Annotated in this window: 15 protein-coding genes; 6 read left to right on the top strand and 9 right to left on the bottom strand. The window is 73.2% G+C overall.

Features of this window, described 5'->3' with window-relative positions; translation table 11 throughout:
• Positions 1–256: 256 nt before the first annotated feature.
• Positions 257–1,900 carry a hypothetical protein gene (locus tag WN71_RS25050; protein ID WP_046584903.1) on the top strand — a complete coding sequence of 548 codons (1,644 nt, stop codon included), beginning with the start codon at positions 257–259 and terminating at the stop codon, positions 1,898–1,900.
• 171 nt (positions 1,901–2,071) lie between these two features.
• On the opposite strand, the gene WN71_RS25055 is transcribed toward WN71_RS25050, so the two are convergent.
• The 4 genes from WN71_RS25055 to WN71_RS25070 form a co-directional block, all read right to left on the bottom strand.
• The gene (locus WN71_RS25055) at positions 2,072–3,703 is read right to left on the bottom strand and encodes a phospho-sugar mutase (protein WP_046584904.1); all 1,632 of its coding nucleotides are present in this window, start codon (positions 3,701–3,703) and stop codon (positions 2,072–2,074) included.
• A 215-nt stretch (positions 3,704–3,918) separates the two neighbouring features.
• Complete coding sequence (locus WN71_RS25060; protein WP_046584905.1) at positions 3,919–4,743, bottom strand: purine-nucleoside phosphorylase; 825 nt, start codon at positions 4,741–4,743, stop codon at positions 3,919–3,921.
• 265 nt (positions 4,744–5,008) lie between these two features.
• A complete protein-coding gene (locus WN71_RS25065; RefSeq protein ID WP_046584906.1) occupies positions 5,009–5,287 on the bottom strand; it encodes a hypothetical protein in 279 nt (92 codons plus the stop codon).
• 52 nt (positions 5,288–5,339) lie between these two features.
• Positions 5,340–5,777 carry a gamma-glutamylcyclotransferase family protein gene (locus WN71_RS25070; RefSeq protein WP_046584907.1) on the bottom strand — a complete coding sequence of 146 codons (438 nt, stop codon included), beginning with the start codon at positions 5,775–5,777 and terminating at the stop codon, positions 5,340–5,342.
• Between the two features lie 105 nt (positions 5,778–5,882).
• On the opposite strand from WN71_RS25070, the gene WN71_RS25075 reads away from it, so the two are divergent.
• Entirely contained in the window at positions 5,883–7,331 is a 1,449-nt protein-coding gene (locus WN71_RS25075) for an NAD(P)H-quinone dehydrogenase (RefSeq protein WP_046584908.1), read from the top strand.
• Positions 7,332–7,533: 202 nt separating this feature from the next.
• On the top strand, positions 7,534–8,457 hold the full coding sequence (locus WN71_RS25080; protein ID WP_046584909.1) for a DeoR/GlpR family DNA-binding transcription regulator: 924 nt from the start codon (positions 7,534–7,536) through the stop codon (positions 8,455–8,457).
• 480 nt (positions 8,458–8,937) lie between these two features.
• On the opposite strand, the gene WN71_RS25085 is transcribed toward WN71_RS25080, so the two are convergent.
• Positions 8,938–10,710, bottom strand: coding sequence for an acetyl/propionyl/methylcrotonyl-CoA carboxylase subunit alpha (locus tag WN71_RS25085; protein ID WP_046584910.1), 1,773 nt, complete (start codon positions 10,708–10,710; stop codon positions 8,938–8,940).
• A gap of 362 nt (positions 10,711–11,072) precedes the next feature.
• On the opposite strand from WN71_RS25085, the gene WN71_RS42870 reads away from it, so the two are divergent.
• Positions 11,073–11,687, top strand: a complete 615-nt coding sequence (locus tag WN71_RS42870) for a hypothetical protein (protein WP_240529751.1) — start codon at positions 11,073–11,075, stop codon at positions 11,685–11,687.
• A 35-nt stretch (positions 11,688–11,722) separates the two neighbouring features.
• Here WN71_RS42870 and WN71_RS25095 read toward each other — a convergent pair whose 3' ends face one another.
• From WN71_RS25095 to WN71_RS25105, 4 genes are all read right to left on the bottom strand, one after another.
• Positions 11,723–12,343: a Maf family protein gene (locus WN71_RS25095; protein WP_046584911.1), complete on the bottom strand. Its 621-nt coding sequence runs from the start codon at positions 12,341–12,343 to the stop codon at positions 11,723–11,725.
• Between the two features lie 87 nt (positions 12,344–12,430).
• A complete protein-coding gene (mmpB, locus tag WN71_RS43265; protein WP_107469750.1) occupies positions 12,431–12,559 on the bottom strand; it encodes a morphogenic membrane protein MmpB in 129 nt (42 codons plus the stop codon).
• A gap of 114 nt (positions 12,560–12,673) precedes the next feature.
• Complete coding sequence (locus tag WN71_RS25100) at positions 12,674–12,883, bottom strand: acyl-CoA carboxylase epsilon subunit (protein WP_046584912.1); 210 nt, start codon at positions 12,881–12,883, stop codon at positions 12,674–12,676.
• 16 nt (positions 12,884–12,899) lie between these two features.
• Complete coding sequence (locus WN71_RS25105) at positions 12,900–14,495, bottom strand: acyl-CoA carboxylase subunit beta (RefSeq protein ID WP_046584913.1); 1,596 nt, start codon at positions 14,493–14,495, stop codon at positions 12,900–12,902.
• Positions 14,496–14,605: 110 nt separating this feature from the next.
• Here WN71_RS25105 and WN71_RS25110 point away from each other — a divergent pair, with 110 nt between their 5' ends.
• Together WN71_RS25110 and WN71_RS25115 are read left to right on the top strand one after the other, a co-directional pair.
• The gene (locus WN71_RS25110) at positions 14,606–15,469 is read left to right on the top strand and encodes a biotin--[acetyl-CoA-carboxylase] ligase (protein ID WP_046584914.1); all 864 of its coding nucleotides are present in this window, start codon (positions 14,606–14,608) and stop codon (positions 15,467–15,469) included.
• A gap of 152 nt (positions 15,470–15,621) precedes the next feature.
• Positions 15,622–16,794 (top strand): adenylate/guanylate cyclase domain-containing protein, encoded by a 1,173-nt coding sequence (locus WN71_RS25115; RefSeq protein WP_046584915.1) that lies wholly within the window; start codon positions 15,622–15,624, stop codon positions 16,792–16,794.
• Positions 16,795–16,933: the final 139 nt, after the last annotated feature.

The following is a 16,933-nucleotide window of genomic DNA, read 5'->3' on the forward strand; positions in this document are numbered from 1 at the left end:
GGGGCGCGGGGAACTGCGCGACCGGCACGCCACCGGGCCGCGGGTGGGGACGATCCGGTGCCCCGGGAGGGGGCGGGCGGCGCCGGGAGCCGCCAGGGCGGCGCCGCCCGCGAGCCCGCCGCCGTGGCCCCGCGCGGACCCTGTGCCCGCGCACAGCTTTCTCGGGGACGATGCCCCCCCGCCCTGGTCGTGACGGCCCCACCCGGACACCGAGGCCGAGTCCAACCACCTGTGTGATCCGAGTGTCTGGGAAGCGATGTCTGCCGATACCTGTGAGCCGTTGCGGCTGCCCGCGTCCGCGATACCCGGTGACTGCCGCGCCTGGGAGTCCGGGCAGGCGGGTGCCTGGACCGACGCGCTGCCGCCGTGGTGGCTGCCGCTGCGGGCCCGGGCGCTCGTCGTGCTTGTCGCCCTGCTCGGCGCCCTGCTGCTCCCGCTCGGCGGGCAGCCCGCCGTGGTCTCCGCCCTGCTGCCGCTCCAGCTCGTCTGGCTGACCGGGCGGCCCGAGGCGGTGCGGTTCACCGCGCCGGCCCTGGTCGTCGCGGTCGCTGTCGAGCGCCCGGACACCGTGCTGACGGCGGTGGCGCTCGTGGTCGCCGTGGGCGTGCTGGTCCTCGCCGAGCTCCGGCTGCGGGCCCGCGTCCGGCAGCGCGGGCTCGCCGTCGAGGCGGCCGGCGGCGTCACCGTGGCGGCCCCCGACCGGGACCGGCGGCCCGCCCGTGGCGCCTTCCTCATCGGCTTCGGCGCGGTGGTGACGGCCGTCGGCGCCGCCCTGGTCGCCACCCACGGCCTCTGGTCCGACGTCGAGGACCGCCGGGACTCCGCCTCCGTCGGCTGGCTGGTGGCCGGGCTCGGGCTCACCCTCCTGCTCTCCGGCCTGCTGGGCCGCCGCCGGGCCCTCGCGCTGCGTGCCGCCCCTGTGCCCGTGCTGCGGGTGCTGGTGCGGCAGCGCGCCGACCTCGACATGGAGGTCTTCGCCGCCGACGACGTCACGGCCCTGCGCCCGCTCCTCACCGTCCCCGTCACGAACGCGCACGACGACGAGGACGGCGCCGACGACGAGGAGGAGGAGCGGGAGCTGAACGAGCTGCTGGACGCGCTGGAGGACGGCCGGCCCGGCCCCCTGCGCGAGGCGGTGCTCTACGGGGTGCCCTGCGACGGCGCCGAGGTGCTGCTGGTCAGCGCGCCCACGGACCCCCGTGACCCGCCGTCCGTCGAGTGGTCCACCGGGCCCGTGCAGCCGCTGGTGTCCGCGAGCCTGGCCCGCCGGGCCGCCCGCGAGAAGCGGGACGTGGCCCGGACCGCGCGGGAGGAGGCGCGGATCGCGGCGGCGGCGCGGGCGGCGGCGGCCGTCATGGCGGCCGTACCGGTGCGGAGCTGGCGGGCGGGGGCCGTCGACCGGCTGGTGGGTGCGCTGATGGTCCTGGCGGCGGTGTGCGTGATCTGGGCCACCTACACGGACTCGGCCGCGGGCCGGTGGCAGCAGATCCTGATGTTCGTGCTGGGACTGTTCGGCGCGGGGCGGTGCGCGCGGCATCTGGCCTGGCGGATCACCGCCGACCGCACCGGACTCTGGATCAACGGCTTCCGCAAGGACACCCACGTCCTCTGGGACGACCTCCGGCCGGTGCGCCGCGAGGCCTTCCAGGTCGAACTGCGCTGGAACGACGGCTCCTGGGAGGTCGGCGCGCCCCGCTGGGACCGGCTCCAGCGCCGTTACGGCCTGACGCACCCGTACGACACCCTGGCCGCCGAGGTGACGGTCCTCCGCGACGACCCGGCCCTGCGCCCCACCGCGGACAGCGACCCGGCGGAGCGCGCCCGCCCGCTGTGGCCGCTGACCGCGCTGCTGGCCGCGGCGTGGACGGCGGCCGTGGTCTGCACCCTCGTCTGGTTCTGACGCACCGGGCGGCAGAGCCGACACCCCGCGGCCGCCGCCGCCGTACAGGCGAGGACGGACGAGAACGGACGAGGACGGACGAGAACGGGTGGCGGCCCCTCCGCGGGGCCGCCACCCGTCCACCCGTTCACCGTCTCTGCTGCCGAAACGGTCTCCGCTGCCGAGACCGCCTCAGATCCCCGCCGCCGCCGAGAGGTCCCGCTTGAGGGCTTCCAGGCGGGCCGTCGCCTCCGTGCGGGCCGCGGGGAGACCGGCCGCGTCGCCGACCGGGACGACGACCTCCAGGTAGCACTTCAGCTTGGGCTCGGTGCCGCTCGGGCGGACGATCACGCGGGCGCCGTCGAGCGTGTAGCGCAGGCCGTCCGTGGGCGGCAGCTTCTCCGAGCCCTCGGTGAGGTCCTCGGCCCGGGTGACGGTCAGCCCCGCGAGCCCGGCCGGCGGGTTCTCGCGCAGCCGGCGCATGGCGTCCGCGATGACCGTCAGGTCCTGCACCCGCACCGAGAGCTGGTCGGTGGCGTGCAGCCCGTGCGTCACGGCGAGGTCGTCGAGCAGGTCGAGCAGGGTGCGCCCGCGCTCCTTGAGCACGGAGGCCAGCTCGGTGATGAGCAGGGCGGCGGTGATGCCGTCCTTGTCGCGTACGCCGTCGGGGTCGACGCAGTAGCCGAGCGCCTCCTCGTAGCCGTAGCGCAGGCCGTCGACGCGGGCGATCCACTTGAAGCCGGTCAGCGTCTCCTCGTACGGCAGCCCCGCCTTCTCGGCGATCCGGCCTAGGAGCGAGGAGGAGACGATCGACTCGGCGAAGGTGCCGGTCACGCCGCGGTCGACCAGGTGGGCGGCGAGCAGCGCGCCGACCTCGTCGCCGCGCAGCATCCGCCAGCGCTCGCCGTCCCGGACGGCGACGGCGCAGCGGTCGGCGTCGGGGTCGTTGGCGATGACCAGGTCGGGGGCGGTGCGGGCGGCCTCGGCGAAGGCGAGGTCCATCGCGCCGGGTTCCTCGGGGTTCGGGAACGCGACGGTCGGGAAGTCCGGGTCGGGTTCGGCCTGTTCGGCGACGAGGACCGGCTCGGGGAAGCCCGCGCGGGCGAACGCGGCGAGCAGCACGTCCTTGCCGACGCCGTGCATGGCCGTGTAGACGGTGCGGGCGGTGCGCGGGGAGCCCGCGGCGAGGACCGCGTCGGTGCGGGCCAGGTAGGCGTCGAGCACGGAGTCGTCGAGGACCTGCCAGCCGTCCTCGGGCCGGTCCACGTCGTGCAGGCTGCCGATCGCGTCGATCTCGGCGGCGATCTCCGCGTCGGCGGGCGGCACGATCTGCGAGCCGTCGCCGAGGTAGACCTTGTAGCCGTTGTCGCGCGGCGGGTTGTGGCTGGCGGTGACCTCGACGCCGGCGACCGCGCCCAGGTGCCTTATCGCGAAGGCCAGGACGGGCGTGGGCAGCGGGCGGGGCAGTACGACGGCGCGCAGGCCGGCGCCGGTCATCACGGCGGCGGTGTCGCGGGCGAAGTCGGCGGACTTGTGGCGGGCGTCGTAGCCGATGACGACGGTGCCGCCGGCGCTGCCGTGCTTCTTCAGGTACCCGGCGAGTCCGGCCGCGGCGCGGATGACCACCGAGCGGTTCATGCGCAGCGGCCCGGCGCCGAGTTCGCCGCGCAGGCCCGCGGTGCCGAACTGGAGGGTGCCGCCGAAGCGGTCCGCGAGGCCGGTGACGTCACCGGCCTCGATGAGCGCCGCCAGCTCCGCGCGGGTCTCCGGGTCCGGGTCCTCGGCCAGCCATGCGGCGGCCTCGGCCATGAGATCGTCGTGCACCTTTGGTCAACCTCTCCTTGTCTGCCTGCGCCCGCCGCGACGTCCGCGCCGGGGGCGCGTCGCCGTGCCCCGCGGTCGTACGTCCGCGTCCGCAGGTCTTCATGCCCCGGTACGTGTCCGCCCGCGCCCGCGTCTCCGGTCGTACGCCCGTCCGGACGCGCGGGGGTGTGGCGCGTGAGCCGGGGTGCGGCCGGTGCGGGGCCGGGCGGGGGCCGTTACAGGCGCTCCAGCACCCGCGCCAGCAGCTGGCCCATGCGGGCGGCCGAGTCGCGGCCCGCCTGGAGGACCTCCTCGTGGTTCAGCGGTTCGCCGGTCATGCCGGCGGCGAGGTTGGTCACGAGCGAGATGCCCAGCACCTCGGCGCCCGCCTCGCGGGCCGCGATCGCCTCCAGCACCGTCGACATGCCCACCAGGTCGGCGCCGATCACCCGGGCCATGCGGATCTCCGCCGGGGTCTCGTAGTGCGGGCCGGGGAACTGGGCGTAGACGCCCTCTTCCAGGGTGGCGTCGACGTCCTTGCACAGGGCGCGCAGCCGCGGCGAGTACAGGTCGGTGAGGTCGACGAAGTTGGCGCCGACGATCGGCGACGTCGCCGTCAGGTTGATGTGGTCGCTGATCAGCACCGGCTGACCCGGACGCATCCCTTCGCGCAGGCCGCCGCAGCCGTTGGTCAGCACGACCGTCTTGCAGCCCGCGGCCACCGCGGTGCGCACGCCGTGGGCGACGGAGGCGACGCCGCGGCCCTCGTAGTAGTGCGTGCGGCCGAGGAAGACCAGGGCCCGCTTCGCGCCGATCCGGTACGAGCGGATCTTGCCGCCGTGGCCCTCGACGGCCGGCGGCGGGAAGCCGGGCAGCTCGGTGACCTGGAACTCGGCGTCGGGAGCGCCCAGGGCGTCGACGGCGGGGCCCCAGCCGGAGCCCATCACGAGGGCGACGTCGTGGGTCTCGGCGCCGGTGAGGGCGCGCAGGCGCGAAGCGGCCGCGTCGGCGGCGGCGTACGGGTCGCCCTGGATGTCGTCCGGAAGAAGAGATGCGTTCACGCCGATGAGCCTAGCCGGTCTGGGCCTACGCGCGTAGATGGCAGAGCTGCCGGGATGGCGATCGTTGTCTTGTCGTTTCCGACGAGAGGGGGCTCACGGCGGCTCCGTACGCTGCGACAGGCGGCGCCCCGGGCGGTCTGTGCGACGGCTGTGACCTGGCTGTGCGTACGGCTCATCCGTGGCGCGACGCTCGGGCGTCCGGGGCCGCCGCGCCGCGCCGGGCCGGCCGCCCCGGCCGGAACACTGCCGCGGATTCGTCCGGAATCTATTCGTCCGGAATCAGCACGTCCTTGTCGTTGAACACCTCGACAATGAAGATCAGCAGGCGGCCGCGGCTGATCGTGTACTCCACGAGGATGTTCTGGGTGATGCGGATCGTGCGGTCGTCGCCGGTGGAGCTTATGGGCCGCGACACCGACAGGAACGGGTCGCGGGCGAGCAGGGCCATGCCCTTGTCGAACGCGATGCGCTGCCGGTCGTCGAGCCGGTCGCGGGCCTCGGCGGCCTGCACCGTGTAGTAGATGTCGTACGTGGCGGGGGGCATGGGCAACTCCCGTCGCTGTGCCGGTGTGCTCAGTCTAGGAGCCGCGGGCCGCTCAGCACGGGCGCTTGCGCAGCTCCATGACGTAGTCGTGGGGGGCGCCCGCCGACTCCGCGGCGTCGGCCACCTCGCCGAGGTAGCGGGCCGAGGGCAGGCCGCCCTCGTAGCCGTCGAGGACGTATATCCAGGCGGACTCCTCGCCGTCGAGGGTGTGCACCCGCACCCGCATCCGGCGGTAGACACCGAGGCCGACGCCCTCCCACCGGTCGAGGGAGTCCTCGTCCATGGGGGCGATGTCGTAGAGCGCCACGAAGACCTGCGCCCCGGGCTCCTCGACGACCGTCGCGAGCGCGCCCTCCCAGCCCATGTGCTCGCCGCCGAAGGTCAGCCGCCATCCGTTGAGCCAGCCGATGGCGCGCATCGGGGAGTGCGGGGCGCGGCGGGACATCAGCCGCGCGTCGAGGTTGCCCGCGTAGGCGGCGTAGAGCGACATGCGTCGAGGGTACGGCAGCGGAAACTCCCCTCACCGCCGTCCCGTGCGTAACAGAACACGCTTTCGTCACGCCCCGGGCGTTAGCACGTTGAAGCGTGCGGGACAATGGAGTACGTGACTCGGATCGTGATCATCGGTGGCGGACCCGGCGGATATGAAGCGGCGCTGGTGGCCGCGCAGCTCGGCGCGGAGGTGACCGTCGTCGACTGCGACGGTCTGGGCGGAGCGTCGGTCCTGACCGACTGCGTGCCGTCGAAGACCCTCATCGCCACGGCGGAGGTGATGACCACCTTCGACTCGTCGTACGAAGAGCTGGGCATCATCGTCGCCGACGACACCCCGCACATCGAGCAGGCCGCCCGTGTCGTCGGCGTGGACCTCGGCAAGGTCAACCGGCGGGTGAAGCGGCTCGCGCTCGCGCAGTCGCACGACATCACCGCCTCCGTGACCCGGGCCGGCGCCCGCGTGCTGCGCGGCCGCGGCCGGCTCCAGGGGATGCAGTCCCTCGACGGCTCCCGCAAGGTCGTGGTCACCGCGGCCGACGGCACCGAGGAGACCCTCACCGCCGACGCCGTGCTCATCGCGACCGGCGGCCACCCGCGCGAGCTGCCCGACGCCCAGCCGGACGGCGAGCGCATCCTCAACTGGACCCAGGTCTACGACCTCACCGAGCTCCCCGAGGAGCTCATCGTGGTCGGTTCCGGCGTCACCGGCGCCGAGTTCGCCGGCGCGTACCAGGCGCTCGGCTCCCGGGTCACCCTCGTCTCCTCCCGGGACCGCGTGCTGCCCGGCGAGGACCCGGACGCGGCCGCCGTCCTGGAGGACGTCTTCCGCCGCCGCGGCATGAACGTCATGGCCCGCTCCCGCGCCTCCGCCGCCAAGCGGGTCGGCGACCGGGTCGAGGTCACCCTCGCCGACGGGCGCGTCATCTCCGGCACCCACTGCCTGATGGCCGTCGGCGCCATCCCCAACAGCGCGGGCCTCGGCCTGGAGGAGGCCGGCGTCAAGCTGCGCGACTCCGGTCACATCTGGACCGACAAGGTCTCCCGTACGACCGCGCCGGGTGTGTACGCGGCCGGTGACGTGACCGGTGTCTTCGCCCTCGCGTCCGTCGCCGCGATGCAGGGCCGCATCGCCATGTACCACTTCCTCGGCGACGCGGTGGCCCCGCTGAACCTCAAGACGGTCTCCTCCAACGTCTTCACCGACCCCGAGATCGCGACCGTCGGCTACAGCCAGGCCGACGTGGACGCAGGGAAGATCGACGCCCGGGTCGTGAAGCTCCCGCTGCTGCGCAACCCGCGCGCCAAGATGCAGGGCATCCGGGACGGCTTCGTCAAGATCTTCTGCCGCCCCGGCACGGGGATCGTGGTCGGCGGCGTGGTCGTCGCGCCCCGCGCCTCGGAACTCATCCACCCCATCTCGATCGCCGTCGACAACAATCTGACGGTCGAGCAGATCGCGAACGCCTTCACCGTGTACCCCTCCCTCTCGGGTTCGATCGCCGAGGTCGCGCGGCAGCTGCACACGCGCAAGACGGCCGGTGAGGCCTGACGGCCGAATCCGACTCCCCGCCGGTCACGGGGAGTTGTCGAGCATGCGTTCGGCATAGGCGGGGCGACTAGGCCCTATACCACCTGGCACCCCAGGGTGCGAACAACTTCTGTTATTCGGCGCAAACAGCTGAAACCAGACGGTCGTTGGCATTACTGTCAGTTTCGTGTTCGCTGCAGAACGTCGCCAATTGATCCTCGAAATGGTGCGAGCGAACGGGGCCGTGTCGCTCCGTGAGCTCGCCCGTGTCGTCCAGACCTCCGAAGTGACCGTACGGCGGGACGTGCGGGCACTGGAGGCAGAAGGACTCCTCGACCGCCGGCACGGCGGTGCGGTACTGCCGGGCGGTTTCACGCGGGAGTCCGGCTTTCCGCAGAAATCCCATCTCGCGACCGCCGAGAAGACGGCCATCGCCGATCTCGCCGCGGGCCTCGTCGAAGAGGGCGAGGCCATCGTGGTCGGGGCGGGGACGACCACGCAGGAGCTGGCCCGCCGGCTCGCGCGGGTGCCCGGCCTGACCGTCGTCACCAACTCCCTGCTGGTGGCGCAGGCGCTGGCCCATGCCAACCGTGTGGAGGTCGTCATGACCGGCGGCACCCTGCGCGGTTCCAACTACGCCCTGGTCGGCTCCGGTGCCGAGCAGTCCCTCCAGGGGCTGCGCGTCTCCAAGGCGTTCCTGTCCGGCAGCGGTCTGACGGCCGAGCGCGGCCTGTCGACCTCCAACATGCTGTCGGCGTCCGTGGACCGGGCGCTCGTGCAGGCCGCCTCGGAGGTCGTGGTCCTCGCGGACCACACCAAGCTCGGCACCGACACCATGTTCCAGACGGTGCCCACGGATGTGATCACCCGTCTGGTGACGGACGATCCGCCCGCCCACGACGACCGGGCCGCCACCGAGCTCCAGGCTCTGGCCGATCAGGGGGTGCAGATCGCCGTGGCCGGGGCGACCGGGGGCCAGGGGGGTGACCAGGTCCCGGCGCGCCATCAGCGTCGGGACGTGCCGCTGCCGGGGCCGCGCCGCGGTACCGCGAACGGGCTGCGGTCGGCCGCGGTGCTGGGTGCGGAGGGGGCGGGCGGCGCCGAGCGGGCGGAACGGGCTCGGGTCGCCGACCTGCGGCGGCGCTAGGCGCCGGCCTCGCCCCGGGGCGGGGTTTCCGCGCAGGGGTGCCCCCCGGGGCGCGGTGTATCGGTTGCGCGGTGCGCCGTGTCCCTGTCCGGTGCGGGCCGGTGGGGGCTGATCGCGCAGTTCCCCGCGCCCCCAGGAATGCGGGGTTGCGCTGAAGGCGTGCCTGGTGGGCGGGGGTGTCCGAGCGCGCAGTTCCCCGCGCCCCTGGGGAGGGTGCGTCTGCGGGTTCGTCGTGGCTGGTCGCGCAGTTCCCCGCGCCCCTTGGGGGACTGGGGGCCCGCCGACCTGGGGGCGCGGGGAACTGCGCAGTCGACACCACCGCCCACCAGGCGGCCCCTGCGCGTGACCCCGCGATCTTGGGGGCGCGGGGAACTGCGCGACTAGCCACGACGGACCCGCGCGTGTAGAAGGCGTCGCGGTAGCGGAAACGCCCGGCCTGTCCGCTGAGGCGGGGGCCGGGCGTTCCGGGGTGCGGGTGGGTCAGTCCTTGATCTCGCAGATCGGGGCGCCCGACGTGACGGACGCGCCGACCTCCGCCGCGAGGCCCTTGATGACGCCCGCGCGGTGCGCGTTCAGCGGCTGCTCCATCTTCATGGCCTCCAGGACGACGATCAGGTCGCCCTCCTTGACCTCCTGGCCCTCCTCGACCGCCACCTTCACGATGGTGCCCTGCATCGGGGAGGCGAGGGTGTCGCCGGAGGCCACCGGACCCGACTTCTTGGCCGCGCGGCGCTTGGGCTTGGCGCCCGCCGCGAGACCCGTACGGGCCAGGGTCATGCCGAGCGACGCCGGCAGGGAGACCTCCAGGCGCTTGCCGCCGACCTCGACGACGACCGTCTCGCGACCCGACTCCTCGTCCGCCTCGGCGTCGGCCGGAGCGGCGAAGGGCTTGATCTCGTTGACGAACTCGGTCTCGATCCAGCGGGTGTGGACGGAGAAGGGGTCCGTGGAGCCGGTCAGCTCCGGGGCGAACGCGGCGTCGCGCACCACCACGCGGTGGAACGGGATCGCCGTCGCCATGCCCTCCACCTGGAACTCGTCCAGCGCGCGGGCGGCGCGCTCCAGCGCCTCCTTGCGGGTGCGGCCGGTGACGATCAGCTTGGCGAGCAGGGAGTCCCACGCCGGGCCGATGACCGAGCCGGACTCCACACCCGCGTCCAGCCGCACGCCCGGACCGGACGGGGCCTCGAAGCGGGTGACCGTGCCGGGCGCCGGCAGGAAGCCGCGGCCCGGGTCCTCGCCGTTGATACGGAACTCGAACGAGTGACCCCGCAGCTCCGGGTCGCCGTAGCCGAGCTCCTCGCCGTCGGCGATGCGGAACATCTCGCGCACCAGGTCGATGCCCGCGACCTCCTCGGTCACCGGGTGCTCCACCTGGAGACGGGTGTTGACCTCCAGGAAGGAGATCGTGCCGTCCTGGCCGACGAGGAACTCGCAGGTGCCCGCGCCCTCGTAGCTGGCCTCCTTCAGGATGGCCTTGGAGGCGCGGTACAGCTCGGCGACCTGCTCCTCGGAGAGGAACGGCGCCGGGGCCTCCTCGACCAGCTTCTGGTGGCGGCGCTGGAGCGAGCAGTCACGGGTGGAGACGACGACCACGTTGCCGTGCTTGTCGGCCAGGCACTGGGTCTCCACGTGGCGCGGCCGGTCCAGGTAGCGCTCGACGAAGCACTCGCCGCGGCCGAAGGCGGCGACCGCCTCGCGCACCGCGGACTCGTACAGCTCCGGAACCTCTTCCAGGGTCCGGGCGACCTTCAGACCGCGGCCGCCACCGCCGAACGCGGCCTTGATCGCGATCGGCAGGCCGTGCTCCTCGGCGAACGCGACGACCTCGTCGGCGCCGGACACCGGGTCGGGCGTGCCGGCCACCAGCGGCGCGCCGGCACGCTGGGCGATGTGACGGGCCGCCACCTTGTCGCCCAGGTCCCGGATGGCCTGCGGCGGCGGGCCGATCCAGATCAGGTCGGCGTCCAGCACCGCCTGCGCGAACTCGGCGTTCTCCGAGAGAAAGCCGTAGCCCGGGTGGATGGCGTCCGCACCGGATTCCCGCGCGGCCTTCAGGACCTTCTCGATGTCCAGATAACTGGTCGCCGGAGTGTCACCGCCGAGGGCGAACGCCTCATCCGCGGCGCGGACATGCAGAGCGTCCCGGTCCGGTTCGGCGTAGACGGCCACGCTCGCGATACCGGCGTCCCGACACGCTCGGGCCACGCGGACAGCGATTTCGCCACGGTTGGCGATGAGCACCTTGCGCACGATTGAGGCTCCCTCCTTGAAACAAGCCGAGTTTAGGGACAGCCGACACGGCACATCGACCCGTCCTCAATGGTGAGCTTGCCCACACGGAGCGTGATTCGAGGCTCGCTCGACTCGCGAAATCCCTTGTCGCACCGCGGTACGCAGTACTCCTTCGGGAAACCCTAGCCCTCCTGTGTGGTCAAGGTCTCTGTGAGAGCGTGCTGCGCCCCACTCCGTTTCTTTGTGGAGTCCCTACGAATGGCCCAATGATTCTTTGCTCCTGACGGAACCCTTGTCCCTGGGTTTACCCGTTAGTAGCGTTCGCGATGGCTGGAACGTACTTCGGGTAACAGGCTCGGCTGGAGAGTGGGTGGGTACCGGTGGTGCGCAGACCGGTGGCGTGGATCGTGGCGGTCGTGCTCCTCGTGGAGGCGTTCACCGTCGGGGCGGTGAACTGGTTCCTCGGGACGATCGTCGACCGTCAGAACATGTCGATGGCGGGCCTCGACCCGGACAGGATGGCGCTGGGCGCCAAGGCCGGCGGGCTGGTCTTCGGCCTGTACCTCGCGCTGTGCGGGGTCGTCGCCCTGCTCGTCGCGATCCGGGACCGGGCCCCGGCGGGCGTCGGCCGCGTACTGCTGATCAGCGTGGCGGTCGTGCACGCGCTGCTGGGCGCGTTCGCCTGGGGGCTGATCGGGTGGCGCTCGTTCCTCTACATGGTGATCGTGCTCGCGCTGATCGTGCTCCTGCTGATGACGTACGACGCCCAGGCTGAGCCCGAGACGGCCCCGGGAACCGGCGAGGCGCCCGCGGCGCCGGCCGGCGACGAGAGGCCGGAGGAGGGCGCGCCACGGGCCGAGGAGGACGCCTCCGGCGCGCCCGAGGCACCCGAGGGCGAGGAGCCCCGCGTCGAGCTGACGAAGGGCCCCGCGCCGAAGGACACCACGCCGAGCGAGGCGTACGCCGACGCCCTGGCGACGGCCGTGACGCCGTAGCGCCGAAGAGGGGGAGGCGGGGCGGTCGCGCGGGCTCAGTCCGTCGGGGTCGCCCACAACTCCGTGATGCCGACGTGCAGTTCCGCGAGCAGGCGGCGGATCAGGGGCAGGCTGATGCCGATCACGTTGCCGTGGTCGCCGTCGATGCCGTCGATGAACGGGGCCGACCTGCCGTCCAGCGTGAACGCCCCGGCCACGTGCAGGGGTTCGCCCGAGGCGACGTAGCGGGCGATCTCGTCGTCGGTCGGCTCGCCGAAACGGACCACGGTCGAGGCGACGGCCGAGGTGTGCCGGCCGCTCGCGGTGTCCCACACGCAGTGCCCGGTCTGGAGCGTGCCCGCCCGGCCGCGCATCGCCTTCCAGCGGGCGGTGGCCTCCTCCGCGTCCGCGGGCTTGCCGAGCGCCTGGCCGTCCAGGTCGAGCACCGAGTCGCAGCCGATCACCAGGGCGCCCATGACGTCGGGCCGCGCGGCCACGACGGAGGCCTTCGCCTCGGCCAGGGCGAGCGCCAGTTCGGCGGGTGACGGGGCGCTCACCGCGTCCTCGTCGACACCGCTGACGACGACCTCGGGAGCGAGGCCGGCCTGCCGCAGCAGCTGGAGCCGGGCCGGGGACTGGGAGGCGAGCACGAGACGCCTGCGCGGGGTGTCGGTCATACGGCCAGCCTAGGGCCTGTCCCGGCCCCGGAGCCGGGCCCCCGCGCGGGTGTTCACAGCAGTCGGGGAGTCACAGCAGCCGGGGAGTCACAGCAGTCCGAGGACGATCAGCGCCAGCACCATGGCCACCGCCATGAGAACGCCCAGTCTGCGCAACATCTCCTGCATGTCGCGCAGTTCCTTCGGGGGCTCGTTCTCGGGGTCGGACCACAGCATCACTCCAGCCTGCGACGGGCCGGGGGCCGGGCGCCTGAGTACACGTACTCAACTCGGCGCCCGGCGCTCGGCGGGGCGCGGACCCGACCGTCCGCGCCCCACGAGCAGGGCGGCTCAGCCCGGCCAGAAGGTGCGGGCCCAGGACGCCGGGCCCGGCTGCGGGAGCCGGTGCGCCGCGATGCGCGACGGGTCGGCCCACGCGTCCCGGCCCCGCGGGGCCGGCTCGGGCGCCGCGGCGGCCGCCGCGGCGCGGGCCCTGACCACCGCCAGAGCGGCGGCCAGCTCCTCCGGGGTCGGGTTGCCCCGTACGACCTTGATCGTCATGTCGGCTCCCAGCGGCCTAGAGGGGGATGTTGCCGTGCTTCTTCGGAGGCAGGGATTCCCGCTTGGTACGCAGCTGACGCAGGCCCCGCACGATGTGCCGGCGGGTGTCGGACGGCAGCACGACCGCGTCGATGTAGCCGCGCTCGGCCGCCACGTACGGGTTGAGGAGGGTGTCCTCGTACTCCCGGATCAGCCGCGCGCGCACCGCCTCGACGTCCTCGCCGGTGGCCTCCGCCTCGGCGAGGGTGCGCCGGTGCAGGATGTTGACCGCGCCCTGCGCGCCCATCACCGCGATCTGCGCCGTCGGCCAGGCCAGGTTGAGGTCCGCGCCCAGGTGCTTGGAGCCCATGACGTCGTACGCGCCGCCGAACGCCTTGCGGGTGATCACGGTGATCAGCGGGACGGTCGCCTCGGCGTAGGCGTAGATCAGCTTGGCGCCGCGGCGGATGATGCCCTCGTGCTCCTGGCCGACGCCCGGCAGGAAGCCCGGCACGTCGACGAAGGTGATCACGGGCACGTTGAACGCGTCGCAGGTCCGCACGAAGCGGGCCGCCTTCTCCGACGCGGCGATGTCCAGGCAGCCGGCGAACTGCATCGGCTGGTTGGCGACGATGCCGACCGGGCGGCCCTCCACCCGGCCGAAGCCGGTGAGGATGTTCGGCGCGAACAGCGACTGCGTCTCGAAGAACTCCGCGTCGTCCAGGACGTGTTCGATCACCGTGTGCATGTCGTACGGCTGGTTGGCGCTGTCCGGCACCAGCGTGTCCAGCTCGCGGTCCTCGTCGCTCACGGCGAGGTCCGCCTCCTCCGGGAACGCCGGGGGCTCGCTGAGGTTGTTCGACGGCAGGTACGACAGCAGCTGCTTGACGTACTCGATGGCGTCCTTCTCGTCGCCCGCCATGTGATGGGCCACGCCCGAGGCCGTGTTGTGGGTGCGGGCGCCGCCCAGCTCCTCGAAGCCGACGTCCTCGCCGGTCACCGTCTTGATGACGTCGGGGCCGGTGATGAACATGTGCGAGGTCTGGTCGACCATGACCGTGAAGTCGGTGATGGCGGGCGAGTACACCGCGCCGCCCGCGCACGGCCCGACCACCAGCGAGATCTGCGGGATCACGCCGGAGGCATGGGTGTTGCGGCGGAAGATCTCGCCGTACGCCCCCAGCGAGGCGACGCCCTCCTGGATGCGCGCGCCGCCGGAGTCGTTGATGCCGATGACCGGACAGCCCGTCTTCAGGGCGAAGTCCATCACCTTGACGATCTTCTGGCCGTAGACCTCGCCCAGGGCGCCGCCGAAGACGGTGAAGTCCTGCGAGAACACCGCGACCGGGCGGCCGTCGACCGTGCCGTAGCCGGTGACGACACCGTCGCCGTACGGACGGTTGTGCTCCAGACCGAAGTTGGTGGAGCGATGGCGCGCGAACTCGTCCAGTTCGACGAACGAGTCCTCGTCGAGGAGCAGTTCGATCCGCTCACGGGCCGTCAGCTTGCCCTTGGCGTGCTGCTTCTCTACGGCGCGCTCCGAACCGGCGTGTGTCGCTTCCTGGACACGGCGCTGGAGATCCGCGAGTTTCCCCGCGGTGGTGTGAATGTCGATCTCTTCCGGCTCGGACATCGGGATACGGCTCCCTGCCTGCTCAAAAGGGGGGACGGTTACTCATCCGTAGAGTAGTGGGGGGCCTACCGATCGGCAGTGCGGCGTTTACCACACCTAGGGTGGCTTGCATGACACGGCAAGATGCATCAGACGACAACGGCCGGTGGTCCGATCTCGGCCGGCCGCCCCTGAACGCGAGCGCCCTGCGCCGGGCCCTGGTGCGCGAGGGCGGGCTGTGGTCCGAGGTGGAGTTGGTGGCGCGCACCGGCTCCACCAACAGTGACCTGGCCGCGCGGGCCGCCAAGGGCGACGTCCCCGAGGGGTACGTCCTCGTCGCCGAGGAGCAGACCGCCGGGCGCGGCCGCCTGGACCGGCAGTGGACCGCTCCGGCCCGCTCCGGGCTGTTCTTCTCCGTGCTGCTGCGGCCCGCCGAGGTGCCGGTGGCCCGCTGGGGCTGGCTGCCGCTGCTCACCGGGGTCGCGGTCGCCACCGGCCTGTCCCGCGCGGCCGGTGTGGACACGGCACTCAAGTGGCCCAACGACCTGCTGGTCACCGTGGCCGGTGAGGAGCGCAAGACGGGCGGCATCCTCGCCGAGCGGGCCGGGGACGACGGGGTGGTCGTCGGCGTCGGCGTCAACGTCAGCCTGCGCGCCGACGAACTGCCCGTGCCGCAGGCCGGATCGCTGGCGCTGGCCGGGGCCGCGGGCACCGACCGCGACCCGCTGCTGCGCGCGGTGCTGCGCTCGCTGGAGGACTGGTACGGGCGCTGGCGGGAGGCCGGCGGAGACCCGGCCTCCAGCGGACTCCAGGAGACATACGCCGCCGGGTGCGCGACGCTGGGACGGGTCGTGCGCGCCGAGCTGCCCGGGGACCGGTCGGTCACCGGGGAGGCGGTCGCGGTCGACGGAGACGGACGGCTGGTGCTGGCGACGGCGGAAGGGGTGCGGGAGCCGGTGGGAGCGGGGGACATCGTGCACCTGCGGCCCGCCTGACCGTGGCCGACCCGAGCGGCTCGTCTCCCGAGGCGGCCCGCCTGACCGTGGGCCGAAGCGGCTGGTCCCACGAAGGAGTGAGCTGGCCCACAGCTGCCGTAGAGTTGGGGCCGGTCGATACCTGACCGTGGCAGATCGGAAGGGCAGCAGGCGTGACCGTCGACGACACGGGCTCCGGCGCGGACGCGGACGGCCGGGTGGGCCCTCCTCAGCGCCCGGCCGCGTCCGGCCGGGTGGATCCGCATGAGGCGGACCCCGTCGAGGACCCGCTCGCCCTTCGGCTCGAGGGGCTGATCCTGGGCGCCGAGCGCCGCTACACCCCCTTCCAGGCGGCCCGCAGCGCGGGCGTCTCCATGGAGCTCGCCTCCCGGTTCTGGCGGGCGATGGGCTTCGCCGACATCGGGCAGGCCAAGGCGCTCACCGAGGCGGACGTGCTGGCGCTGCGCCGGCTCGCCGGCCTGGTCGAGGCCGGGCTGCTCAGCGAGGCGATGGCGGTGCAGGTGGCCCGTTCCACCGGGCAGACCACGGCCCGGCTCGCCGAGTGGCAGATCGACAGCTTCCTGGAGGGCCTGACCGAGCCGCCCGAGCCCGGCATGACCCGCACCGAGGTCACCTACCCGCTGGTCGAGCTGCTCCTGCCGGAACTGGAGGAGTTCCTCGTCTACGTCTGGCGGCGCCAGCTCGCCGCCGCGACCGGCCGGGTCGTGCAGGCCGCCGACGACGAGGAGATGGTCGACCGGCGGCTCGCCGTGTGCTTCGCCGACCTGGTCGGCTTCACCCGGCTCACCCGCCGGATGGAGGAGGAGGAACTCGGCGAGCTCGTCGAGGCGTTCGAGACCACCGCGGCCGACCTGGTGGCCGCGCACGGCGGCCGGCTGATCAAGACCCTCGGCGACGAGGTGCTCTACGCGGCGGACGACGGCGGGATCGCGGCGGAGATCGCGCTGCGGCTGATCGAGACGATGTCGAACGACGAGACCATGCCCGAGCTGCGGGTCGGCATGGCCTTCGGCACGGTCACGACGCGGATGGGCGACGTCTTCGGTACGACGGTGAACCTGGCGTCGCGGCTGACGTCCATAGCGCCGCGGGACGCGGTCCTGGTCGACAGCGCCTTCGCGGAGGAGCTGATCCGCTCCGGGGAGGCCCCCGCGTCGGAGGCGGAGGCGGCGGAGGCCGCCGCCGCGGCGGAGAAGGAGGGCGAGGAGCCCCCGACCTACCGCTTCGCGCTCCAGCCGATGTGGCAGCGGCCGGTCCGCGGGCTCGGCGTGGTCGAACCGTGGCTCCTGACCCGCCGGAACGCCGGCGGGAACGCCGGCGGCTGAGCTCGACCACCCACCCACCGTGGCCCGGTGGGACCCCTTCGCGCCGTTCCCCGCGCCCCTGGGGATTCACCTGTCCGCGGGTCCGTGGTGGTAGCTCGCGCCGTTCCCCGCGCCCCTGGGGGAGTGGCCGTCCGCGGGT

It is taken from the genome of Streptomyces mangrovisoli, from assembly GCF_000974985.2.
Taxonomy (GTDB): domain Bacteria; phylum Actinomycetota; class Actinomycetes; order Streptomycetales; family Streptomycetaceae; genus Streptomyces; species Streptomyces mangrovisoli.

Bases quoted from the DNA above. Each gene is read 5' to 3' on its own strand.
- WN71_RS25050 (WP_046584903.1), top strand. From the start codon at position 257: ATGTCTGCCGATACCTGTGAGCCGTTGCGGCTGCCCGCGTCCGCGATA.
- WN71_RS25065 (WP_046584906.1), bottom strand. From the start codon at position 5,287: ATGCCCCCCGCCACGTACGACATCTACTACACGGTGCAGGCCGCCGAG.
- WN71_RS25070 (WP_046584907.1), bottom strand. From the start codon at position 5,777: ATGTCGCTCTACGCCGCCTACGCGGGCAACCTCGACGCGCGGCTGATG.
- WN71_RS25075 (WP_046584908.1), top strand. From the start codon at position 5,883: ATGGAGTACGTGACTCGGATCGTGATCATCGGTGGCGGACCCGGCGGA.
- WN71_RS25080 (WP_046584909.1), top strand. From the start codon at position 7,534: ATGGTGCGAGCGAACGGGGCCGTGTCGCTCCGTGAGCTCGCCCGTGTC.
- WN71_RS25095 (WP_046584911.1), bottom strand. From the start codon at position 12,343: ATGACCGACACCCCGCGCAGGCGTCTCGTGCTCGCCTCCCAGTCCCCG.
- mmpB (WP_107469750.1), bottom strand. From the start codon at position 12,559: ATGCTGTGGTCCGACCCCGAGAACGAGCCCCCGAAGGAACTGCGCGAC.
- WN71_RS25100 (WP_046584912.1), bottom strand. From the start codon at position 12,883: ATGACGATCAAGGTCGTACGGGGCAACCCGACCCCGGAGGAGCTGGCC.
- WN71_RS25105 (WP_046584913.1), bottom strand. From the start codon at position 14,495: ATGTCCGAGCCGGAAGAGATCGACATTCACACCACCGCGGGGAAACTC.
- WN71_RS25110 (WP_046584914.1), top strand. From the start codon at position 14,606: ATGACACGGCAAGATGCATCAGACGACAACGGCCGGTGGTCCGATCTC.